The sequence below is a fragment of the Longimicrobiaceae bacterium genome (genome assembly GCA_036375715.1).
In the GTDB taxonomy this organism is placed as follows: domain Bacteria; phylum Gemmatimonadota; class Gemmatimonadetes; order Longimicrobiales; family Longimicrobiaceae; genus DASVBS01.
In genome coordinates this window covers 51,899-76,006 of sequence record DASVBS010000079.1, presented here as the reverse complement: position 1 = coordinate 76,006, position 24,108 = coordinate 51,899, and the positions used below count along the sequence as shown (strand labels likewise).

The following is a 24,108-nucleotide window of genomic DNA, read 5'->3' as shown; positions in this document are numbered from 1 at the left end:
CGGACGAGACACCGAGTCGCCGGGGCTTCCCGGCTCCTCGGGCTCGTCCGTCCTGATCCTGCACCTTCAGGGTGAGAATCTCGCCGGCCTCACCAACCGGGATTCTGCACCACGTTCGGGTTCACGTCGATCTCGGACTGCGGAATCGGCAGCAGCTCCGACTTCCCGTCCACGAAGAAGGCGAAATCCGGGTCGTGCGGCTCCATGGTCGCCCGGTTGAACCTGTCGTGCCGCTTCAGGTAGGGAAGCCGCTTGTTCTCCCAGCCGAGCTCCATCAGCATCTCGTGCTCGATGCGCGCACGCATCTCGGCCTGGCTGAGCGTGCTCGGCACGTCCGGGAGGCCCACCCGGTTCCGCACCATGTTCAGGTAGGTGGCCGCCTCGGAGGTGTTCCCCGATTCGTTCAGCGCCTCCGCGTACATCAACAGGACGTCGGCGTAGCGGATCACCTTGTAGTTGATCGCCGCGTCCCAGTCCTGCTGAGGCAGCCAGTACTCCCCGAACTTCTTCCAGAAATACGTCTTGTCGATGGGGGTGTCCTTGAACCCCGTGGGGTATCGCTCCGCGAATGGCTGCCCGTGAACGTCCATGCCGCCGGGCTTGTTCCAGAAGATGGTCGCGTCCAGCCGCGGGTCGGGTGTGCCGGTCTCGGCGAAGAACTGCTGGAAATACCATTCCGTGGGCTGCAGGTCGGTGAAGCCGATCGTCGGCGGACCCGCCATCTTCGCGATGTTGAGCCCGCGTGTTCCGGCGGCCAGCACTTCCGGTCCGCCGAACTGCACGTCGAACACCGACTCGACGTTGTTGTCGCCTTCCAGGGTGAAGTTCTCGTCGAAGGTGGGGGCCAGCTCGTACTGCCCTGACTCCACCACCTCCCGGAAGGTCGCGGCCGCTTCGTCCCAGCGCCGCTGCTGAAGCTGCACGCGCGCCTTCAGCGCGAGCGCCGCGCCGCGGGTGGCACGGCCCACGTCGTTGCCCGTGTACGAGAGCGGTAGATCGGCCGCGGCGGCGGTTGCGTCGCTCTCCACCTGGGCGATGACCTGCTCGTATGGGGCGGTCGTGGGGAACTCACCCGCCTGCATCGGCTCGGTGAGGATGGGCACGTTCCCGAAGAGAATGGCGAGGTTGTAATAGAGCAGCCCGCGCAGGAAGGTGGCTTCCGCGATGATGCGCCGCTTCAGCCCCTCGTCCATCTCGATGTTGGGGACGTTGGTGATGACCTGGTTGGCGCGGTAGATCGCCTGGTAGTGGTGGATCCAGGTGTCCCGGTTTCCCTCGAAGTTCGAGGTCACCAGCACCGTCTTGGTCCAGTTCTGCAGGTCGGTCCACGGGCTTCGGCTGGTGGCCACGTCCGTTCGGGCGTCGCTGGCGAAGTGATACCAGCGTCCGTACACGCCATTGGCCTGAAGTCCGCCGTAGGCGGCGTTCAGCGCGGCGATGGCGTCCACCTCGGAGCGCCAGAAAGTGTCCGTGGTGCGTTGGTTCGGGTTCGTGACCTCCAGGTCGGTGCACGCTGCCGCCAGGCAGGTGATCGCCAGAGGTACGATCAGTCTATGTATGCGCATGGGATCGTCTCTCTTGAGAGTCCGGGTGCGATGATTCCGCTTACAGGCCGATATCGAAGCCGACGGAGATCGTGCGCGGGCTGGGATACACCCGCCCGAAGTCGATCCCACGCTCGAGAGTCGAGACGTCGCTCAGGAAGCCCACGAATTCCGGGTCGAAGCCGGTGTAGTCGGTGAATGTGTAGAGGTTCTGCACGTTCACGTAGACCCGCGCGTCACGAGCATCGAGCCCCGCGCGACTCAGCAGGCTCTCAGGGAGCGAATAGCCGATCTGGAGGTTCTGGATGCGGACGAACGACCCGTCCTCCACCCAGCGATCGGACTCGCGGCGAGCGTTGTCCGCGGCCAGTCCCCCGATCAGCGCACGCGGCGTGGTGGCGCTGGGGTTCTCCGGGGTCCAGGGCTTCGTTCCCTTGGGCAGATTGGAATTGTCGTCCATCCGCAGCATCCACCAGCGGACCTCGTTGAAGATCTCGTTGCCGAAGCTGCCCCTCAGACCCGCCGTGAAGTCGAAGCGGCCGATGCGCCCGTCGAAGAAGAGGCCGCCCTCGAGGTCGGGTACCGCGTCGCCCGCGGCGTACTTGTCCTGATCGTTGATCGCGCCGTCCTTGTTGAGGTCGGCGTAGCGCACGTCACCCGGCTGAGCGTTGGGCTGCAGCACCACCACGGTGCCGTCCTCGAGGGTGGTGGTGTGGTTCTGGACCTCCTCTTCGCTCTGGAAGATCCCGTCCATCTTGTATGTCCAGAGCGTCCCGATCGGATGGCCAACCGCCGTGCGCGCGACGCCGGCGACCATGATCGGCTGGGCACCGTTGCCCAGGCTCAGCACCTCGTTGTCGATGGTGGTGAGGTTGGCGGTGGTGTTGAGCTCGAAGTTGCCCCGACCGTACCGGTGCGTCAGGGAGAGCTCGAGGCCCCGGTTGCGCACGGACCCCGCGTTGATGAAGGGCGCGGTGCCGGAACCGAGCGTCGGCGGCAGCGGCGCGCGCACCAACAGGTCGTCGGAGCGAGAGATGTAGTAGTCGGCCGTGATCGAGAGCTGGTTGTCCAGCATGCTCAGGTCGAAGCCGTAGTTCTGCTGCGTGTTCTCCTGCCACTTGATGTCCGGGTTCGCCAGGTCGAGCTGGATCGCTCCCGGAGCGACCGACTCACCGAACAGGTAGCTGCGGTTCTGCACCACCAGGCCGGCGAACTGGTAGTCCGCGAAGTCCTGGTTCCCCAGCACACCGTAGCTGGCCCGCAGCTTCAGGAAGTTGGCGCCGCCGAGCAGCGGGATGCTGCTGAAGAAGGGCTCCTCACTGACCACCCAGCCGGCCGACCCCGACCAGAAGTTGCCCCAGCGATTGCCCGGTCCGAAGCGACTGGAGCCGTCCCGGCGGAAGCTGGCGGTCAGCAGGTAGCGGCCGTCGTAAGAGTAGTTGATGCGACCGAGGAAGGAGCGAAGGCGGGACTCGATGGCGAAGCCCCGGTTGTCGAAGTTCTCCGTTCCCGCATCGATCTGCCGCAGGCTTTCGTCCGCGTAGCCGCGACGATGGGCCCACAGCCAGTCGCGCTCGGTCTTCTGCTCGGTGTAGCCAACCACCGCGTTCACATCGTGGAGGCCGCCGAAGGTTTGGTTGTAACTGAGCAGGTTCTCGAAGAGCAGCGAGGTGTAGTCGTCACGACCTACGTTCAGGAAGGCCGGGTCACGCGGGTTGTTCTGGCGCGGAAGACCGCCGGCCTTCTGGAAGAAGCGGTTCTCCAGGTCGTCGTAGCTGAAGCCGATGTTGAGCCGGTAGTTCAGCCCGTCCAGCAGGGAGTACTCACCGAAAACCGTTCCGAAGACCTGGTTCCGTTGGAACTGGTCATCCCGCTGCTCGATGAGGCCCAGCGGGTTGGTACCGAAGTTGGGCAGGAACGCGCTCCCATAGCCGTATGGCGGGTTGTTGGCCTCGTCGAAGACGGGAATCCCCGGCGGCATGCGCATGGCATTGATCAGCGGAGAGCCCTCGTTCAGGACGAGGTTGTTACGGTTGGAGCGGGACAGCGAGATGTTCTCGCCCAGCGTGAGCCGACCGCGGCGAAGCTCCGAATTGACCCGCAGGGAGAAGCGCTCGAAGTCGGTCTTCTTGATCGTGCCTTCCTGCCGGGTGTAGCCGCCGCTCAGGAAGTAGTTCGCATCCTCGGTGGCCCCGGACATCGACACGTTGTGGTCCTGGATGGCCCCGTCCTGGAGGATCACGTCCTGCCAGTCGGTATCGACCGTGTGGGTACCGTCGAGGATCGCCAGCACCCCCGCCGGGACCGGATCGGCGTTCGGGTTCTGCGCCCGCGCGTTCTCGTAGGCCATCTTCGCGAACTCGGCCCACTCGCGGGCGTTCATCACCTCGATCCGGTTGTTCATCTCCTGTACGCCATAATAGGAGCTGATCCGGAGCCCGTTACGCCCGGTCGCCTGCCCTCGCTTGGTGGTGATCACCACCACGCCGTTGGCCGCCTGGGCCCCGTACTGCGACGCGGCCGAAGCGTCCTTCAGGATCTGGATGGAGGCGATGTCGGCAGGGTTCAGATTGGGGTTCTGAGTCATGTAGAACCCGTCCACCACATAGAGCGGGGACGAGTTGTAGAGGAAGTTCTGCCCGCGAACCGTGATCGCAGCCGCCTGGCCGGGCTCCCCGGAGGTCTTGATGTTCACCCCGGCGACCCGCCCTTTCAGCGCCTCTTCCAGGGTCGCCACCTTGCGCGCTTGTAGCTCGGTGTCGGACACCGCGGCCACCGCGCCGGAGATGTCGCGCAGCTCCTGGGTGGTGTATCCGACCACCACCAACCCCTCCAGGCTCACGGCGCTGGGCATGAGCGCCACGTTCACAACCGACCGGCCTTCGGTGGCGACCTCCTGCGACGAGTAGCCGAGCATCGAGAAGACCAGGGTCGACGACCCGGCTGGCATCGTGAGCGAATAGTCGCCGCTCGCGTTCGTCACCGTTCCGACATTCGTGCCCTGCACGGTCACCTGGGCCCCCGCAAGGGGAGCGCTCGTCTGGGCGTCGATCACCCGCCCGCTCACCTCGGTCTGCGCCCACGACAGCGTGGGAAGCGCCGAGAAGAGGGCCGCGAGCCACAGGGACCGACCGGAGGTCAGCCAGCGAAAGAGGTGTGGAGGCCTTCTCCGGTCTCGAACAGATGGATCCGTTTGCATAGATCCTCTCCTGCGAAGGGATGGGACGGGGCCGGCTCGGCCGGCCTGTGGATGACAGCCGGCAGCGCGGATACGCCGCGCCAGACTGCGCGTTCGACGACCCGGACCGGACGGGAAAGCGACGGTCAGAATACCGGTTCGAGAACCACCACCCGGGCACGGATGGTTGTGCCCCTGGAGTGTTCTGCACGATAAATGTAGCCCCGGAAGGCCGCAATATTCTTGTGTGAAAGCCAAACCGTGTCTCGACGGCCGAGACAAGAACCTTGCCTTCCGCGCGGTTCATGGCCGATATTCGAACCGGTTCAAGGAACCAGGAGGTGATGCCCGGGCGGCGACGAGGGAGATCCAGCCCGGGCATCGAGGCGGCGTCTCCTTCCCGGACGAGCATGAAGCACCCGACGATCTCGGACGTTGCGGCTCTGGCGGGGGTGTCCAAGTCCACTGTGTCCGCAGTGCTCAACAACCGCGACACCCTCCGGGAATCGACGCGGCGCAGCGTCATGAAGGCGATCGAACAGCTCAACTATCGCCCCAGCCCCGCAGCTCGCCGCCGCTTCCGACCCACGGCAAGCCGCACCATCAGCCTGATCGTCAAGGAGATCCAGAACCCCTACTACGCTGAGATCTTCACAGGCGTGCAGGAGGTTGCGCACGAGCACGGCTATCTCGTCTCCGTCAGCAGCTCGGAGGGGCAGTTCGACGTGGAACGACGGCTGGTCGAGCAGGCCGCCGAGCAGCACCTGGACGGGCTGATCGTCGCGCCGATCCTGAATGACGATACGGATCTCTCCCACATCTTCGAGATGAAGCGCGCCAGGATCCCGTTCGTCCTCCTCGAGGACGTGCGTGGGATCCGCGCGAACCTGGTGGATGTCGACAACATCCGCGCCTCCGCCGAAGCAGTCCGTTACCTGATCCGACAGGGACACTCCCGCATCATCCACCTCGCAGGGCCCAGCTACTCCCAGCACTCAGAGGAGCGAGCGGAGGGCGTGCGCAGGGCGTTCAGCGAGTCCCACCTGATCTTCGATCACGGCATGGTCGTGAACGCGGGAGACTCGCTGGAGGATGGCTACCGAGCCGGCCTCGAGTACTTCAGCCAGGTGGCGGCCGAGGAGCGGCCAACCGCGGTCACCTGCTACAACGACCTCGTCGCCCTTGGCCTGATGCGGGCGCTACGGGAGCTGGGGATCTGCGTCCCTGCGGACGTATCGGTCATCGGCTTCGACGACCTGCCGATCCTCGACTACTTCCCGCTGGCGCTGACCACCGTGCACGTCCCCAAGAAAGAGATGGGGAGGCGCGCCGCCGAAATGCTGATCCAGCAGATCAGCAGCCGCGCCGACCCCACCTTCGAGAAGGTGCACCTCGACGCGAGCCTGGTGGTGCGCGATTCGACCCGCGCGCTCAACGGATGACCATCCTTTCGCCGGCGCGCCACGAACCCGGTGAGCGATTCCCGGCCTCTGAGAGGAACCGCAACCGCAACCAGACCCGATTCCCAATGAGATCGAGAGCCGTTCCGCTGCTGCTCCTGGTACTCGTCGCCGCGGCCTGCGGCACCACCACAGCCGACGAGGGGAGCGGCAGTGGCGAGGCCACCTTCACCAATCCGCTCCTCCCTTCCGGTCCGGATCCTTGGGTGCTGCAGAAGGACGGCGTCTACTACTACATGCACACCACCGGGAACAATCTCACCCTCCGCCGGACGACCAATCTCTCCCGGCTCGCGGAGGCGGAGCAGAAGGTGGTATGGACGCCGCCGGAGAGCGGGCCCAATTCGAAGAACATCTGGGCTCCGGAGATCCATTTCCTGGACGGGAAGTGGTACATCTACTTCGCGGCCGACGATGGCGCGAACCGCAACCACCGGATGTGGGTGATCGAGAACCCCTCCGCCGATCCCTTCGAGGGAGAGTGGACGTTGCGGGGGAAGGTCTCGGATCCGTCCGACCGCTGGGCCATCGACGGGACGGTCTTCGAGCACCAAGGGCAGCGCTACTTCCTCTGGTCCGGCTGGCCAGGCGCGGAGAACGGGGTGCAGAACATCTACATCGCTCCCATGAGCAACCCCTGGACGCTGGCCGGCGAGCGTGTGCTCCTCTCCACCCCGACCTACGACTGGGAGAAGGTGGGCGACATCCACCGGGAGAATCCGGCAAACGGCCCGCCCCACGTGGACGTGAACGAGGGACCGCAGATCCTGGCGCGCGGCGACCGCATCTTCCTCGTCTATTCCGCGAGCGGCTGCTGGACGGACAGCTACGCCCTGGGGATGCTGAGCGCGGATGCCGACAGCGACCTGCTCGACCCTGCCTCGTGGACCAAGTCGCCGACACCGGTCTTCCAGGGATCGCCCGAGGCGGGCGCTTACGCTCCCGGCCACAACTCGTTCTTCGTGTCTCCGGACGGTACTGAGGACTGGATCATCTATCACGCCAATCCGGAACCGGGGATGGGCTGCAGTGGACGACGCTCGCCCCGCATGCAGCGGATCGAATGGCGGGATGATGGCACACCCGATTTCGGGACGCCCGTGCCGATCGGGCAGCCGATCCCACGTCCGTCGGGGGAGGCGGAGTGAGGGTGGGGCGCGTGAGTTCGGGCGGAGAGGTGCGGTTGCGGGGTGGGCAGCGACGACGGCCGGCGCGCGGCGGGCGCTGGCGAGTGAGACCGCCACCGTGGGGGCCATGGGGGGCGGTGGTCACGGTGCTGCTACTCTTGCTGGTGGGCGCTTGCGGAGGCGCTCCCGAAGAGGCTCCCGCCCGTGAGCGTCCGCCGAACATCGTCCTCATCTTCATAGACGATCTCGGCTATGGCGATTTCGGCGTAACCGGTAACACGCAGGTCCCCACGCCGAACATCGATCGACTCGCGCGCGAGGGAACGCTCTTTTCGCGCTTCTACGTCAACTCCCCCATCTGCTCCCCATCGCGCGTGGCCATCACCACGGGCACCTATCCCTCCCGTTGGGGGATCCATTCGTTCCTGAACTCCCGCGAGCGCAATCGCGCGCGCGGAATGGCCGACTGGCTCGACCTCTCCGCGCCCACTCTCGCTCGCACCCTGCAGAGCGCCGGCTACGCCACCGGCCACTTCGGCAAGTGGCACATGGGGGGTGGCCGTGACGTCGGAGATGCGCCCCTGATCACCGAATACGGGTTTGACGAGTCCCTCACCTCCTTCGAGGGGCTGGGTGACCGCTATCTCTGGCCGGACAACGCTCCCAACGGCCTCAACCAGCAGAGCGCCGACCTGGGCCGGGGGGAGATCCGCTGGACGGAAAAACACGAGATGACGCGCCACTACGTGGATCGCGCCATCGACTTCATGGGCCGGCACCGCGACCAGCCCTTCTACATCAACCTCTGGCCGAACGACGTCCACGACGAGCACCTGCCCGATCCCGCGCTGGCTGAAAAGTACGCGGGCATCGCTCGCAACGAGTACGAGCAGGCCTTCTTCGCCGTGCTGGACGAGATGGACCGCCAGCTTGGCCGTCTGTTCGCCGCGATCGATTCGCTGGGGCTCGCAGAGGAGACCCTCATCCTGCTCACGGGCGACAACGGCCCGACCGACTGGCCGCGCTACTACCGCGCGGGAGTGGAGCCGCCGGGCAGCACCGCCGGCCTGAAGGGGAGGAAGTGGAGCCTCTACGAAGGGGGTATCCGGGAGCCTCTGATCGTCCGCTGGCCTGGCCGGGTGCCCGCGGGGCGGGCGGATGAAACCACCGTGATCGCGGCGATGGATCTCTTCCCCTCGCTCGCACGGATTGCCGGCGCTTCCCTGCCGCAAGAAGTGAAGCTCGACGGCGAGGACATGAGCCGAGCCCTGCTCGGCGAAACGGTCGACCGGACCTCGCCGATCTACTGGTACTACCCCAACGACCTCAAGCCCGGCAACCCGGAATTCGTTACTCCCACTCTGGCCGTCCGGGAGGGGCGATGGAAGCTGCTGGTCGAGCAGGACGGTAGCGGCGCGGAGCTCTACGACCTCTCGAGCGACCCCTACGAGCAAACCGACCTTGCAACCGCCCACCCGGAGGTTGTCGAGCGGCTGACGGCACAGACGCTTTCCTGGTGGCAATCACTCGCGCACAACGCCGGGCCGCCTCGCTCGGCGGCCCCGTGAGGCCGTTCGATCCCGAGCGTGAGTCCTGATCCGTGAACCGAACCTCCTCCTCCGAGAACCGATCGATGATCTCACTTCGTAAGCAGACACTCCTCGCCGTCCTGCTCGCGAGCTCGATACCGGCTGCGACCCGGGCTCAGGTGACGGGCGGGGCGGGGGCATCGCAATGGACTCCCGCGGAAGCGCCGCTCATGACCCGGTGGGGCCGCGCCGTGACCCCCGACAACGTGTGGCCCGAATACCCGCGCCCTCAGATGGTACGGGAAGAGTGGATGAGCCTGAATGGCCTCTGGGAGTACGCGATCACGGAGAAGTCGGCGTCCGAACCCGCACGGTTCGACGGCTCCATCCTGGTGCCGTTCACGGTCGAATCCGCGCTCTCCGGCGTGGGAAAACCGGTGCTGCCGGATCAGCGCCTCTGGTACCGCCGCTCCTTCGAGCTTCCCGCCGGCTGGGAGGGCCAGAGGGTCCTCCTTCATTTCGGCGCGGTCGATTGGGAGACCACGGTGTGGGTGAACGACGCTCCGGCCGGCATCCACCGCGGCGGCTATGATCCGTTCACCATCGACATCACTGACTACGTCCGCCCGGGACAGCCGCAGGAGATTACCCTTTCAGTGTGGGATCCCACCAGCACCGGTGACCAGCCCCGGGGCAAGCAGCGGTTACAGCCCCAGGGGATCTGGTACACGCCGACCACCGGGATCTGGCAGACCGTCTGGTTGGAGCCGGTGCCGCGCGAGGCGTCGATCGGTGAGCTGAAGGTCACTCCCGATGTCGACCGCGGCGTGCTGGCGGTAGCCGTGCTGGGACACGAGGCGATGAACTCGGACGAGTTCGCCGTGCGCGTCACCGCCCTCGACGGAGATCGCGAGGTGGCGCAGTCGGTCAACCGCATCGACCGAGTGCATACCCTCACCATTCCGGATGCGAAGCTATGGTCGCCGGATAGCCCCTTCCTCTACGACCTGCGCGTGGAGCTCTTCCGCATTCCTGATCCGGTGGAGCTCCCCCAGGTGGAGACCGGGCCGCGCCGTATCGTTCGGCGGGGGGACGCCGAGCAGGCGCTCTTCTCCATTCCCGCGGATGCCACGCCCATCGATCGGGTCGACAGCTACTTCGGCATGCGGAAGATCTCGGTCGCCCCCGGCCCCGACGGCTATCCGCAGCTGATGCTCAACAACCAGCCGCTCTTCCAGTACGGCACACTCGACCAGGGCTACTGGCCGGACGGCGTGCTGACCCCGCCCAGCGACGAGGCGATGCGCTACGACCTCGAGTTCCTGAAGGAGGCGGGCTTCAACATGTTGCGGAAGCACATCAAGGTCGAGCCGGCTCGCTACTACTACTGGACCGACCGCCTGGGCATCCTCGTCTGGCAGGACATGCCCAGCGGGATGATGATGGGCAACGAGCGCTTCAAGGAGCGCAGCAGCGAGCAGCACGTCATGGAGGAGGACGAGGGGGAGATGCTGCGGCGCGCCGAGTCAGCCGCCCAGTTCGAGTGGGAGCTGCAGCGGATGATGGACGGCCTGCACCACTTCCCTTCGATCGTCACCTGGGTGGTGTTCAACGAAGGATGGGGGCAGTACGACACCCGACGCATTGCCGCGGCCGTCGCGGAGCGCGATCCGTCACGGCTGGTGAACGCCGCGAGCGGGTGGAAAGACGTCCCCGCGGGCCACTTCGTCGCCCAGCACAGCTACGACATCGACATCTGGGATCGGACGCGCGATGGCCGACGTAACCTCCTGCCTGACCTCGACAAGAAGCGGGTGGCGGTGATGGATGAGTTCGGCGGCCTCGGCTATCCCGTCGAGGGACACCTCTGGCAGAGCGATCGAAACTGGGGATACCAGACCTACCAAGACGCAGACGAGCTCCTCCGCCAGTACCGCGCAAGGTTCGACCAGATCAAGGAGGGACGGAGAACCCACGCCATCCGGGCGGCCGTCTACACGCAGACCACCGACGTGGAAGGGGAGGTGAACGGTCTGCTCACGTACGACCGTGAGGTGGTCAAACTCGATCCGGCGGTGCTGAAGGAGCTGCATGCTCCTCTATACGAACCCGTAACCGGCAGATGATCCTGTAGTCGGGCCTCCCGCCGCACCTCCAACCGTGGTGCGGAGGCCCGGCCACGGCCGCTTCCCAGCAAAAGACTCCTCCAACCCTGGTCGATGAGCGATGGCCCGCATCCTTTGGGAAAAATCTTTCCCCCGCCGACTCCGGTTTGCCACGGCGCTCGCCGGCTGTGCCGCAGCGATTCTGCTGTCGGCCTGCGCCGGCGCGGCAAAGCCGCCAGGCACGGCTGATCGATCGCGGGAAGCCGCCGGTCAGAGGCCGAACGTGGTGATCATCCTGGCGGACGATCTTGGGTTCTCCGACATCGGCAGCTACGGCGGAGAGATCCGCACCCCTAACCTGGATCGCCTGGCGGCCGAAGGCCTGCGCTTCACCCAGTTCTACAACACAGCTCGCTGCTATCCCACACGCGCCTCGCTGCTCACCGGCCTCTATCCCCATCAGGCGGGAATCGGTGCCGGGACCTTCGACCGCGGTCTGCCCGGCTACCGGGGTCATCTCACCGAAAACACCGTCACGATCGCGGAGGTGCTGCGCGACGCCGGCTATCGCACGGGGATGGTGGGAAAATGGCACGTCTCCAACACTCTGCGGCGGCAGAACGAGGAGGAGCAACTCGCCTGGTTGGCGCACCGGGCGGACTACGGCCCCTTCTCGCCACTGGAGCAGTACCCGGTCAACCGCGGCTTCCAGGATTACTACGGCAACATCTGGGGTGTGGTCGACTACTTCGACCCCTTCAGCCTGGTCAACGGGCTCGAGCCGGTCGACTCGGTTCCTGAGGGCTATTACCACACCGACGCTATCAGCGACTCCGCGGTCGCCTACGTCGAGCGCTACGCTCGGGACGACGCACCCTTTTTCCTCTACGTGGCGTACACGGCTCCGCATTGGCCGCTACACGCCCTCCCCGGAGACATCGCCAGGTACGAGAACACTTATAACATCGGCTGGGAGGCGATCCGGGAAGCGCGTTACCGTCGCCAGGTAGAGATGGGTCTGCTCTCATCGGAGACCGCGCCGCTTTCGCCCCGCATCGACCCCGAGCTCACCTGGGCAGAGAACCCGCACCGGGAGTTCGACGCGCGCGCGATGGCTGTGCACGCTGCCATGGTCGACCGCATGGATCAGGGGATCGGCCGGCTGATCGGCGCGTTGGAACGGACCGGCGAGTTGGAAAACACGCTCATCTTCTTCCTCTCCGACAACGGCGCGAGCCCCGAGCGACCCTCCGAGTTCGGTCCGGGATTCGACCGACCGGGCAGTACCCGTGATGGTCGCCCCGTCGTCTTCCCCGTCGACAAGCAAGTCCTGCCGGGTCCGCAGACGGTGCACGCGGGCATCGGCCCTCGCTGGGCCAACGTTGCCAACACTCCGTTCCGTTTCTGGAAGGCGCGCGCCCACGAGGGCGGAATCGCCACGCCGCTCATCATCCGCTGGCCGGTGGAGATGCAGGTTCCGCCGAGCAGCATCACGGACCAGCCGGGTCACGTCATCGACCTCATGGCGACGGTGCTCGATGCGGCGGGAGTGGACTACCCCGCCACCTATCAGGGGCGTCGGATCACTCCCCTGGCCGGCAAGAGCCTCCTACCGATCCTCCGCGGGGAGGAGCGGGAGGGGCACGATGCCTACTTCTGGGAGCACATGGGTGCGCGAGCGGTCCGCAGTGGTGACTGGAAGCTCGTCAGCACGGGCGCCGACCAACCCTGGGAGCTCTACAACCTCGCCACCGACCGGACCGAGCTGCACGACCTCGCCGAGCAACATCCCGAGCGGGTGCGAGAGCTGGAAGCGAAGTGGACTGCCTGGGCACGCAGCAGTCAGGTGCTGCCGAGGCCGTAGGCCCCGAACCAGAACACTCCTCCGAGTCCTATGAGCAAAGCCGCTAGAGTCAGCTCGATGCTGGGCATTGCCCTGTTCGCCCTTGCGACATCGGCGACTGCCCAAGAAACCATCCGCGGACGCGTGACAAACGCGGAAACGCAGGAACCCATCGCCGGCGCCACGGTGCGCGTGGATGCCTTCGACCAGGGTACCGTTACCGATGCCCAGGGCGCGTACCAGATCACCGCTCCCGCAGGTGCACAGCAACTCATCGTCTCCTCGATCGGCTTCGCCACCCAGGAGATCGACATCAACGGTCGCTCGATCATCGACGTCGCGCTCCAGCCCTCGGCGCTCGAGCTGGAAGAGCTGGTGGTGGTCGGCTATACGACCCAGCGACAGCGTGACGTCTCCGGGTCGGTGGTGAGCGTGGATTCGACCGCAATCGCGAACGCACAGACCGCCACTCTCGAGGAGGCGCTGAAGGGGAAGATCGCCGGCGTCAACATCCAGTCGTCCGGTATGCCCGGCTCGACGGGACGGGTGCAGATTCGCGGGGTGAACTTCGTGGGCGGCAACACACAGCCGCTCTACGTGGTCGACGGCATGTACATGGAGGCGAATCCGAACCTGAACCCTTCGGATATCGCCTCCATCGAGGTGCTGAAGGACGCCTCGGCTGCCTCCCAGTACGGCGCCCGCGGCGCGAACGGGGTGATCGTCATCACCACCAAACGAGGGCAAAGCGGCGAGATGCGGATCGCCGCGGAGTCGTACGTCGGCACGCAGAGCGTTCCGCGCCTGATCCCGCTCGCGGGACGTGACGAGTGGGCGCAGATCATCAACCAGGCCTACCAGAACGGCTTCATGCCGGACGGCTCCGCCACCGATTTCACCGGCTACCCGGACCTCGACTGGCAGAAGGAGGTGATCCAGACCGGAATGATCCAGAGCCACGACGTCACCCTCTCGGGTGCGTCGCAGAGCGCCAACTACCTTGTGAGCGCCGGCTATCTGGACCAGGAAGGGGCCGTGATCGGAACCGGCTTCGATCGGCGCAACCTGAGGGTCAACACGGAGCTCCGGCGAGGAATCCTGACCGTGGGCGAGAACATCGCGCTCTCGCGATCGGTCCTTGCCGACATGACCGGCAACCCGCTGCGCGAGGCGCTCAGGATGGCGCCGGTGCTCCGCGTGAAGGATCCCAACAACCCCAGCGGGTGGGGATACGGCACCGACGAGGTGCAGACGTTCGCCACCAACCCGGTCGGCCTGCAGCTCACCAACGACGTGACCCGGCAGCTCGACCAGGCCTTCGGGACGGTCTTCGCGGAAGCGGCGCTCACCAGCTTTCTGCGCTACCGCTTCAACCTGGGATTCAATTACGAGACGATCACCGACGAGGCCTTCTCGGAGAACGCCGAGCTCCGCTACCGCGACGTCGAGCAGCCAGCTTCGTACTTCAACAGCCGCGACGCGCGAACGTCGGTGCTGTATGAGAACCTGCTCACCGCCGAGACGACCTTCGGGGACCACAGCGTGAACGCCGTGGTCGGCTTCACGGAGCAGAGCGAGGACCGCGAGACGCTCGGCGCCTCGCGGCGGGGCTACCCCGATCTCGATTTGCGGGTGATCAACGCCGGCACCATCGAGCCCACCAACTCCGGCGCGATCCAGGAGTATGCTCTCCGCTCCTACCTGGTGCGCGCCAACTACTCCTACGCCGGCAAGTACCTGCTCAGTGCCAGCTTCCGGCGCGACGGCTCCTCCCGCTTCGGGCCCGACCGACGTTACGCGAACTTCGCTTCCGCCTCCCTCGGCTGGGTGGTCAGCGACGAGCCCTTCTTCGCGTCGCTGCCGCTGCTGGGAAGGTACGCCGATTTCCTGAAGCTCCGGGCCAGCTACGGTACGCTGGGAGACCAGGGAATCCCGAACTACCAGTATGCCGGGCTCATTGCCTCCAACCACAGTTACCCGCTGGGGAGTTCCGGCACGATCATCCCCGGCGCCATCCAGCTCGACATCGCCAACCCCGCCATTCGGTGGCAGGAGAACACCGCCACGAACTTCGGGTTGGACGCGGAGTTCGGTGCCTTCTCACTCACCACCGACTTCTTCATCAACGAGTCGTCGGGGCTCCTGGTACGTCCGCCACTCCCCTCCTCGCTGGGTGCCCGCAACGGACCTTTCCTGAACATCGGGAGCATCCGCAACCGCGGCCTGGAGGTCGAGCTCGCCCATCGCTACGAGCGGGGGGATTTCTCGCTGCGCACCTCCGCCAACGTCTCGACCATCGACAACGAGGTGCTCTCCCTCGGCAACAACGGCGAGCCGATCATGGGGGACCTCGGGGTCACGCGGACCTCGGTGGGCGGCCCTGTAGGCGCGTTCTACGTCGTCAAGACGGACGGGCTCTTCCAGAGTGAAGAGGAAGTTCAGGCCCACACCACCACGCTCGAAGACGGCACCGTGGTGGTGCTGCAGCCGAGCGCGAAGCCCGGCGACGTGCGCTATGTGGATCTGAATCAGGACGGTCTGATCAACGACGACGACAAATACGTGGCGGGCAGCTCATTCCCTGACTTCGAGGGAGGCCTGTACTTCGACATGGGATTCCGCAACGTCGACCTCAGCGTCGGCCTGCGCGGATCCTACGGACAGCTGGTCTGGAGCGGTCCGAAGTATCTCACCGAGCAGACCTTCGAGGCGTCGCACTACCGCAAGGGGCTGAAGCCCTGGACGCCGGAGAATCCGAACACATCGACCCCCAGGGCGATCTACGGTTCGGGCGGCAACGTCAACATGAAGGCCGACTCGGACCGCTTCCTCGAGGACGGCTCCTTCCTGCGCATCCAGAACGTCGAACTGGGATACACCCTTCCCGCGTCGACGAGCAGCGCGATCGGCGTCGGCAGCTCGGTGCGTCTCTACGTCAACGCTCAGAACCTGCACACCGTCACCGACTACATCGGCTGGGACCCGGAGGCTCTGGGATCGGGCGTCCTGTCCCGCGGTGTCGACAACGCCAACATTTTCCCGAACGTGCGGACCATCTCGGTCGGGATGAACCTGAGCCTCTGATCAACGACTCCACGGGCGGAGAGGAGCTTCGTGCTCGCCACGCCCGTGGACGATCCAAGCCATCTTCAGGGACGCAACCATGAAGCTGATCCGATTCGGCTACGCTCTTTTGACCTCCGCCCTGCTCGCCGGGTGCGTCGACCTGACGCAGCCGAACCCGAACGAGCGGTCGACCGATACATTCTGGCGCACCGCCAGCGACCTCGAGGAGGGCATCATTGCGACGTACGCGGGACTCACGCTGGACGGCACCTACGGCCGTCACCTAAACCTCCTGTACGACGGCCGCTCCGACCTCGCCCATGGGCTGGGAGCCAACGGTGGTCTCAACGGAGTGCTCCACTTCCAGCTGCTGAACTACAACGGCAACGGCTTCAGCTCCGGTGCGTGGGACGACCACTATCACACGATCTTCCGGGCCAACCAGGTCATCGCGCGTGCGCCCGGAATCGACATGGACGCCGCCGTCCGCGACCGGACGATTGCGGAAGCGAAGTTCATCCGGGCGCTCATGTACTACAACCTGCTGATCCTCTATCGGAACGTCCCTCTGGTGCTGGAGCCGCTGGAGGCGAGCGCCCGTCCCGAACAGGCGCCTCCCGAGGAGGTGTGGGCGCAGATCGAAGCGGACCTCCAGGAAGCTCGCACGGTTCTCCCACCCGTCACCGAGTACCGTCAGGGCGGAGCGAACCTGGGCAGGGCGACCCGCGGGGCAGCCACGGCGCTCCAGGGCATGGTGCACCTCCAGCAGCAGGAGTGGGAGGAAGCCGCAGCGATACTGAAGGAGGTCATCGATTCGGGTGAGTACTCGCTGCTGCCCGAGTACGGCGCGCTCTTCGACGACCAGGATGAGAACCACGTGGAGTCGGTTTTCGAGGTCCAGTTCGTCGACGCTGCCACCGCGGGTACCAGCGGCGCCCGTGGCTTCGACGTGCCGCGTCTACGCGGCCCGCAGGGTCCGAGCTTCATCGAGACCCAGCCGACCCCCTGGTATTTCTGCCAGTTCTTCCCCGATCCCGAGGCCTGCCTGGCCGCGCCGCAGGATGCAGGGACCAACGCCGGAGCGCCCGACCCGCGCCTCGACTACACCATCTTCTGGAACAAGCCCGGAGGAATGATCGTGTTCGGTCGAGAGTTCCTCGACCGCTATCCGAACCCGGGACCGACCACCATTTACTGGAAGAAGTGGTCGCAGCACTGGCTGGACACTCACGATTTCGACTCGCCCGTGAATTTCACGGTGATCCGCTTCGCCGGCGTCCTGCTGATGTACGCTGAAGCGGCAGCGGAGATGGGGGATCTCGCGGCGGCGAAGACCGCGATCGACCAGGTGCGGGAGCGCGTGGGACTCGATCCTGTGCCGCTGGGCACGCAGGAGGAGATGCGCGCGATCGTGGAGAAGGAGCAGTTGTTGGAGCTGGGGTGGGAGATGGCGCGCTGGCCTTACCTCGTCCGACACGACCTTCTCCCTCGGGACGAGGCGGAAAAGCAGGTGCTCGTCGCGCGTGATCGCGACTTCAATGGCTTCGACTACAACACCTTCGGCGCGCCCCACCCGAAGTCGGAGCTGTTGCCGATCCCGCTGGTCGAGGTCAACTACAACCCGAGCATCCAGCAGAATCCCGGCTACTGAGCCCAGGGCGGCGGCGCCCGGTCGGCAACCTGCGACCGGCGCGCCGTACCCGCTCACTGACACACCGTGAAGAAATGAACGTGACGAACCGCTCGCCCGATCGACGGTCGCCCCTTCTCCGCCTGTGGCTGACGGCTCTCGGCCTGCTGGCCACGGGTCTGGCGGCACCAACTGCGCATGCTCAGGGCGCTCCCGAAACGCCGCCCAACATCGTCCTCTTCATCGCGGACGACCTCGGGATCGGCGACATCCAGCCGTACGGCAATCAGGTAGTGCGAACACCAAATCTCCAGGAGCTGGCCAGCGAAGCGCTGCGTTTCACCAGCGCTTTCGCGGCGTCGCCGACCTGCTCGCCTTCCCGAAGCTCGATCTACACAGGGCTGTATCCGTTCCGCAGCGGGGCGCACGCCAACCACACGGGCGTCCGCGATGGGACTCGCTCGCTGGTGCAGTACCTCACCCCGCTCGGCTACGACGTGGCCCTCGCGGGAAAGCTGCACGTGGGCCCGCGCGAGGCGCTACCGTTCGAGCTGATCGAGGGGACCAACCAGAAGGAGCCGGGGCACGAGAATGACGGCGTGCTCTGGACCGACCTCGTGCTCGACCCGGTGGACACCTGGCTGAGCCAGCGTCCCGCGGGGAAGCCCTTCCTCCTCATCGTTGCCGACCACAGCCCACACGTACACTGGCCCGAGAAGGCCGAGTACGACCCGGCAGAGGTGGACGTGCCGGCGCGCCACATCGACACACCGGAGTACCGGGCCTCGCGGGCGCGCTACTATACCGACATCACGAAGATGGACCGCAACGTGGGACGGCTGCTGGACATGCTCGACCAGCACGGGCTGGCCCAGAACACGTTGATGGTCTTCACGGCTGACCAGGGGCCGCAGTGGCCTTTCGGCAAATGGAGCCTGTACGACGCGGGCATCCAGACGCCGCTGCTGGTCCGCTGGCCGGGCAAGGTGCAGGGCGGCACCACGACCGATGCGCTGGTCTCGCTGGTAGACCTGTTGCCGACCTTCGTGGAGGCGGCCGGCGGCGCGCCCCCGGAGGATATCGATGGGCGGAGCTTCCTACCCGTGCTGCTCGGCCAGGTCACTCGACACCGGGACAGGGTGTTCGCGTCTCATACCGGAGATGGAAAGATGAACCGATCGCCGGCGCGGATGCTTCGCACCGACCGCTTCAAGTACATCCTCAACCTCAACCCGGATAGCCTCTACACGACCCACATGGATCGAGTGGGTGAGGAGGGCTACTGGTCTTCGTGGCGGGAGAAGTCGTTCCGGGACGAGCACGCCGCCGCGGTTCTCTGGCGCTACCACAATCACCCCGCCGAGGAGCTGTACGACCTCGCGGTGGACCCGGATGAACAGGTGAACCGGGCGGCGGACCCGCAATACGCCGACACGCTCGAGGAGATGCGCCGGCTCATGGCGGAGTGGCGTCAAGAGCAGGGGGACAGGGAGACCGGACCTGAAGACCTGAACGATCCCAACCGCCGAGTGGGTGTGTCGCCGTACGTCTTTTAGCTTCTGAAGAACGTGACGCCGGATCGAAGAGATTGAGGGCTCCTGCGGGGGTCCAGCGACTAGGCTGGCGACACTGCACCAGAAGCCGAAGGAAAGCGGTACCAGAGCCGAGAAAGCATCGCCCAGCCCGGGAGCCTCTATGCCGCGAATCGATCCTCGTTTGCGCGCCGTCTTCACGGGAGTCGCTTGCGCTGCGACTCTCGTAGCGAGCCGATCTCCCCTCGAGGCTCAGGCGGTCGCACAGCCTCCCAACATCGTTGTGATCCTGGCTGACGACCTCGGCTTTTCCGACATCGGCGCTTACGGAGGCGAGATCGCGACGCCAAACCTGAATCGGCTCGCCTCCGAAGGGCTGCGCTTCACCCACTTCTACAACACGGCGCGCTGCTCACCGACCCGAGCGGCGCTGCTCACCGGGCTTTATCCGCACCAGGCCGGCATGGGCCACATGCCCGACGGCTACGCTCGCTACATCCGGGAGACCTTCAACAGTCCCGCCTATACGAATCGTCTGTCCGACCGTACTCCGACCATCGCGGAGATCCTGCGCTCGGCGGGCTACTCGACCTACATGACCGGGAAGTGGCACGTCGGCTATCAGCGCTCGGAGTGGCCGGTGAACCGCGGCTTCGATCGTTCCTTCGCCATCGTCGGGGGCGCGGCGAATTACTACGGCTGGGGGGTTCAGAACGGCGGAAAGGTCGGGACCGTTCAGATGGCGCTGGATGACCAGCTCTACGAGCCGCCGCGGGAGGGGTTCTTCACCACCGACGCCTTCTCCGATCAAGCCGTCCGCTACATCCGCGAACACGACGCCACGAAGCCCTTCTTCCTCTACCTGGCCTACAACGCACCCCACTGGCCGCTCCACGCACCCGAGGAGGATGTTGCCAGGTACCGCGGGAAGTATCTCGCGCAGGGGTGGGATCGGATCCGCGAGGAGCGGTACCAGCGGCTCACGCAGATGGGCATCATTGACGACTCGTGGCCGCTCGCCCCGCGTCCGGAACAGGTGCCGGCGTGGGAAGAGGCGCCAGCGGAGGCGCGCGAGCGCTGGGACCACGAGATGGCCATCTACGCCGCTCAGGTGGAGCGGATGGACATGGGGATCGGGCGGGTAATGCAGGCGCTCGCCGAGCGCGGAATACTCGAGAACACGCTGGTGCTCTTCCTTTCCGACAACGGGGGCGCCGCGGAGGACCCGAACCGCAGCCTCGCGGGAGGGGCGCTTGGCGGGCCGGAGTCGTACGAGGGCTACGGCATCCGCGGGGCGCACGTGAGCAGCGCTCCCTTCCGGCTCACCAAGAAATGGGTGCACGAGGGTGGAATTGCCGCCCCCTTGATCGTGCACTGGCCCGCGTCGATCACCGCAAACGGCGCGCTGCGCCGTGATCCGGCCCATGTGATCGATCTCCTGCCCACCATCCTCGATGTGGCCGGCGTCGAGTTCCCCGATAGCTTCGCCGGGCAGGCCACCGTGCCTCTGGAGGGCACCAGCCTCCTGTCGGCGTTCAGGGGCGAGAGCCTGCCCGAGCGGACGATCTTCTGGGAGCATGAGGGCAACCGTGCGGTCCGCCAGGGACGATGGAAGCTGGTCTCTCGCTTCCCTGGTCCCTGGGAGCTCTACGACATGGAGGCGGACGGCACAGAGCTGAACGACCTGTCCGCTCGCTACCCGGATCGGGTGCGCGAGATGGCACAGGCGTGGGAGGGCTGGGCGGACCGGGTCGGTGCCCGCCCGTGGTCGCTGGTGGCTACCCGCGACGTCGGCCCGATCCTCCCGGCATACCAGGAGCCCACCGAAGCGACGGTCGACGGCGAGGTGAACTTCGCGCCTTCGGCATCGTGGACGCCTCTACTCAGGGTGGATTGGGACAGCAGCACGGCGAGAGCCGAGGCGTGGATGCAGGCCGGCTGGACCGATCGCGGCGTTCATCTCTCCTTTGCTCTGCCGCACGCCGACGCCAGCGACCGCATGTCGACGGGGATCACCCCGGATGCGCCTTTCGTCCTGCATCTCGAGCTGGAGGGTGGGGAGGGAGACTACGAGATCCGCTGCGTTCCCCTCGTCGAACCCGTCTCCGGCATGACCTATCGCCTCCACGCCTACCTCTTCAACCATCGGCTGGGGTCGAACGCTCGCATGGGCGAGAATGGCCACGCGCTCTGCCACGAGGTCTCCCTGCTGGGGATCATGGCCGACTCGCTGGAGACCCGCTGGCGGCCCGCGCCGGCCGGTGGGCTCGCCTTCGAGCTGCTGCTTCCCTGGAGCATGCTGCGGCGAACCGCTCCCGCCACCAACTACGGCATCCCGTTCCGCGTCCGGATCGATCGCCCCGGTGGACGGATGGTGGAGTGGGGCGGCCTGGAGAGCCCCGGCCGCTTGCGCTTCATTCGCGAGCGGCGACCGGCGGATGGGGGTCTGGTGAACGTTGCGCCGTATCTGGCGGCTGGCGTGGTGCGGCAGCCTGAAGTGCTCGAGGCAGCGGTGCCGCGGATCGAGGGCGTCTCCTCAGGTGAGGCGGTTTTCGAGCTGGTCAACGGGGAGGATAGGGTGGTGGCGCGGATCGCTGGGGAACCGATCGGCGACGCTTGGGTCGCCCGATTGGAAACCTCTGATCTCCCGAACGGATCGTACCTCCTGCGGGTCCGCACCGGCACCCGCGTTCTCGGCGACCGCCGGGTGGCCCTGGTGGCCAGGCGGGTCGAGAAAGAGGTGGTCGCTCCCGCGAGGCATATAGCGGAACGGCTCGACGCCCTCGCCGCCGCGTCGCATCCGGCCTGGATGGCCGGCCACATCGAGCGAGCGCGCGAGGCGCTGCGGCTGGCGGAGCTGCCACGGCGCCTGGACGCCGGACGCCTGGAAGAGGCCCGCCGGCTCGTGGCCGATGCAGCCGACATCGCCACCGCGCTGGAGCGTGGCCATCGGCCCACCGAGGCCGGCGATTACGAGCACCGCGCAGGATTCGTCGCTGACGGCCGGCACGGTCCCGTAGAGTTCGTCCCTTCCGAATCCGACCAGGCGCGCCTGACCGTTCGCGCAGGGCGCCAGGCAGACTGGCGCCTCACACCGCTGCTGTATGGAACCTTCTCCGAGCCGGTCGTCTACGACCGCCCCATCTATGGCTGGCTGTTCTCCCAGGCCGTGCGGAACCCCAGCTTCGAGTTCGGCCACCCCACGGCGGAGGAGACTGTCGCTGCCCACATCGGCTATCGCGAGCTGGAGCCGCAAGCGGCCGATGCCGCGCTGGGCGGGGAATGGCTGCCGCGTGCTACCGCCGGCGTCGAGGAGGTGGCGGCGCCGTGGATTGGCATCGGCGAGGGACCGGTGCGCTTCACCACCACATGCCCCGGCGCATTCAACGACACGCAGTGCCAGCGCATCGAGACCGAAGCCGAAGGCGTAGCCGGCCTCGCACAGGTCATTTCGCTGCCCGCCTGGCGCGAAAGCCGCTACCACCTGCGCGCTTTCCTGCGCGGCCAGGGAGAGGTGCGGGGCGCGAGGGTCGCCCTGCTCCACGAGGGCGCCGAGGTTTCCTCTGCCGCTATTGACGACATCAGCGCGGAATGGGGCGAGTTCACGGCCGATCTTACCGCTCCGAGACTGTCCGGTCCCCTCACCACCTTCATGCTTGCGATCCTCTTCGACGGTCCCGGCCGACTCGACGTGGATCTCGTCACCGTTTTCCCTGCCGACTCGGTGGGCAACGGCTTCGACCCGCAGGCGGTACGTCAGCTCCGCGAGCTGAACACAGGCTGGATCCGCTGGCCCGGAGGAAACCTCGCCTCGGGCTATCACTGGATGGAGGGGATCGGTCCGTGGGAGGAGCGACCCTCCATGCCCAACCCGTCGTGGCCCGGACTGAACTCCAACTTCGTGGGCACCGACGAGTATCTGCGCCTCGCGGAGCTCCTGGGCATCCAGCCGCTGATCACGGTCAATGCGGGTGACGGCACGGCAGAAGTGGCCGCCCGTTGGGTGGAGTACGTGAACGGAGACACGACCACCGAAATGGGGCGCCTGCGGGCGCGCAACGGACACCCGGAACCGTACGGCGTGCGCTTCTGGAACATCGGCAACGAGCTGTGGGGACACTGGCAGATCGGTTACACCAGTCCGGAGAAGCACGCCCACCGATACGCCGAGTTCGCGCGCGCCATGCGGGCGGTCGATCCCTCCATTCACATCGTCGCCAACGGGCACGGCGGCCACAGCGAGAGCCCACCCGATCCCTGGAATCGCCCCCTGCTCGAGCTCTACGGCGACGAGCTGGACATCATCGACGTACACACTTACGTGGGGGTTCCCGAGGAGCCTGGCCTCTCCCCCGCGGAACGGGCCTTTCTCCTCTCGGCCATCCCGCTCAGCTACGAGCGATGGCTCGCCGACTTTCGCAACGACCTGGTCCGCCGCGGCCTGGAGGACGTCCAGGTGATCGTCGGGGAGTACAACGGCTCCATCCGCAGCGAATCCGAAGAGGTCGACCGGCTGGCGAGCCTGCTCATCTACGCCGGCTATCTGCACACCTTCATGCGGCAGGGGGAGTACCTCACGGGCGCGAACGCCACCGAGTACTCCCCCTTCAACCCGCGAGCGCTCCCCTTCGGTCGCATGCACCCGCGCTATGACCTCTTCCGCACCTATGCCGCCGAGGCCGGGACGATCCCGCTCGAGGCGACACTGGAGACCCCGGTGGTGCAGCAACCCCGGCGGGTGGGGCGCGACGTCATCCCCATCTTCAACCTCCCGCTCGTGGACGCCGTTGCCCTCGAAGACCCCGAGGACGGCTCGCTCAGCGTCAGCCTCATCAACCGCGACATGGAGGACGCGATCGACATCGAGATCCGCCTGGAGGATTTCGAGCCAGCGGACACCGGCCGCTGGATCCTGTTCGGCTCGCCGCAGGCGATCGGAATGCGCGAGACGAAGGTCGAGACTGGCGGCGGTTCGCTCACGCTCACCCTCCCGCCGCACTCCGTTTCTCTGCTGAAGGTCCCTCCCCGGTAGTCGGTGGCGGCGCCGGATAGACCGGGTCGCGAGGACGGCGGGAGGCCGCCCTCGTGTGGTTC

At 66.2% G+C, this 24,108-nt stretch carries 11 protein-coding genes; 9 read left to right on the top strand and 2 right to left on the bottom strand.

Annotated features, from left to right (window positions below):
* Positions 1 to 89: 89 nt before the first annotated feature.
* Both VF167_16790 and VF167_16785 read right to left on the bottom strand, forming a co-directional pair.
* Positions 90 to 1,565 (bottom strand): RagB/SusD family nutrient uptake outer membrane protein, encoded by a 1,476-nt coding sequence (locus tag VF167_16790; protein HEX6927083.1) that lies wholly within the window; start codon positions 1,563 to 1,565, stop codon positions 90 to 92.
* A 40-nt stretch (positions 1,566 to 1,605) separates the two neighbouring features.
* Positions 1,606 to 4,743 carry a TonB-dependent receptor gene (locus VF167_16785; protein ID HEX6927082.1) on the bottom strand — a complete coding sequence of 1,046 codons (3,138 nt, stop codon included), beginning with the start codon at positions 4,741 to 4,743 and terminating at the stop codon, positions 1,606 to 1,608.
* A 389-nt stretch (positions 4,744 to 5,132) separates the two neighbouring features.
* On the opposite strand from VF167_16785, the gene VF167_16780 reads away from it, so the two are divergent.
* From VF167_16780 to VF167_16740, 9 genes are all read left to right on the top strand, one after another.
* Positions 5,133 to 6,164, top strand: a complete 1,032-nt coding sequence (locus VF167_16780) for a LacI family DNA-binding transcriptional regulator (GenBank protein HEX6927081.1) — start codon at positions 5,133 to 5,135, stop codon at positions 6,162 to 6,164.
* A gap of 86 nt (positions 6,165 to 6,250) precedes the next feature.
* Complete coding sequence (locus VF167_16775) at positions 6,251 to 7,330, top strand: glycoside hydrolase family 43 protein (protein HEX6927080.1); 1,080 nt, start codon at positions 6,251 to 6,253, stop codon at positions 7,328 to 7,330.
* Between the two features lie 83 nt (positions 7,331 to 7,413).
* Positions 7,414 to 8,877: a sulfatase-like hydrolase/transferase gene (locus VF167_16770; GenBank protein HEX6927079.1), complete on the top strand. Its 1,464-nt coding sequence runs from the start codon at positions 7,414 to 7,416 to the stop codon at positions 8,875 to 8,877.
* Positions 8,878 to 8,942: 65 nt separating this feature from the next.
* On the top strand, positions 8,943 to 10,964 hold the full coding sequence (locus tag VF167_16765; protein ID HEX6927078.1) for a glycoside hydrolase family 2 TIM barrel-domain containing protein: 2,022 nt from the start codon (positions 8,943 to 8,945) through the stop codon (positions 10,962 to 10,964).
* Positions 10,965 to 11,064: 100 nt separating this feature from the next.
* Positions 11,065 to 12,807, top strand: coding sequence for an arylsulfatase (locus VF167_16760; protein ID HEX6927077.1), 1,743 nt, complete (start codon positions 11,065 to 11,067; stop codon positions 12,805 to 12,807).
* Positions 12,808 to 12,837: 30 nt separating this feature from the next.
* The gene (locus VF167_16755) at positions 12,838 to 15,870 is read left to right on the top strand and encodes a TonB-dependent receptor (GenBank protein HEX6927076.1); all 3,033 of its coding nucleotides are present in this window, start codon (positions 12,838 to 12,840) and stop codon (positions 15,868 to 15,870) included.
* Between the two features lie 79 nt (positions 15,871 to 15,949).
* Positions 15,950 to 17,503 (top strand): RagB/SusD family nutrient uptake outer membrane protein, encoded by a 1,554-nt coding sequence (locus tag VF167_16750; GenBank protein ID HEX6927075.1) that lies wholly within the window; start codon positions 15,950 to 15,952, stop codon positions 17,501 to 17,503.
* A 74-nt stretch (positions 17,504 to 17,577) separates the two neighbouring features.
* Positions 17,578 to 19,038 carry a sulfatase gene (locus VF167_16745; GenBank protein ID HEX6927074.1) on the top strand — a complete coding sequence of 487 codons (1,461 nt, stop codon included), beginning with the start codon at positions 17,578 to 17,580 and terminating at the stop codon, positions 19,036 to 19,038.
* Positions 19,039 to 19,177: 139 nt separating this feature from the next.
* Complete coding sequence (locus tag VF167_16740) at positions 19,178 to 24,046, top strand: sulfatase-like hydrolase/transferase (protein ID HEX6927073.1); 4,869 nt, start codon at positions 19,178 to 19,180, stop codon at positions 24,044 to 24,046.
* Positions 24,047 to 24,108 lie beyond the last annotated feature (62 nt).

Excerpts from the sequence above, each read along its gene's own strand:
- VF167_16790 (HEX6927083.1), bottom strand. The coding sequence starts at position 1,565 with ATGCGCATACATAGACTGATCGTACCTCTGGCGATCACCTGCCTGGCG.
- VF167_16785 (HEX6927082.1), bottom strand. The coding sequence starts at position 4,743 with ATGCAAACGGATCCATCTGTTCGAGACCGGAGAAGGCCTCCACACCTC.
- VF167_16780 (HEX6927081.1), top strand. The coding sequence starts at position 5,133 with ATGAAGCACCCGACGATCTCGGACGTTGCGGCTCTGGCGGGGGTGTCC.
- VF167_16775 (HEX6927080.1), top strand. The coding sequence starts at position 6,251 with ATGAGATCGAGAGCCGTTCCGCTGCTGCTCCTGGTACTCGTCGCCGCG.
- VF167_16765 (HEX6927078.1), top strand. The coding sequence starts at position 8,943 with ATGATCTCACTTCGTAAGCAGACACTCCTCGCCGTCCTGCTCGCGAGC.
- VF167_16760 (HEX6927077.1), top strand. The coding sequence starts at position 11,065 with ATGGCCCGCATCCTTTGGGAAAAATCTTTCCCCCGCCGACTCCGGTTT.
- VF167_16755 (HEX6927076.1), top strand. The coding sequence starts at position 12,838 with ATGAGCAAAGCCGCTAGAGTCAGCTCGATGCTGGGCATTGCCCTGTTC.
- VF167_16750 (HEX6927075.1), top strand. The coding sequence starts at position 15,950 with ATGAAGCTGATCCGATTCGGCTACGCTCTTTTGACCTCCGCCCTGCTC.
- VF167_16745 (HEX6927074.1), top strand. The coding sequence starts at position 17,578 with ATGAACGTGACGAACCGCTCGCCCGATCGACGGTCGCCCCTTCTCCGC.
- VF167_16740 (HEX6927073.1), top strand. The coding sequence starts at position 19,178 with ATGCCGCGAATCGATCCTCGTTTGCGCGCCGTCTTCACGGGAGTCGCT.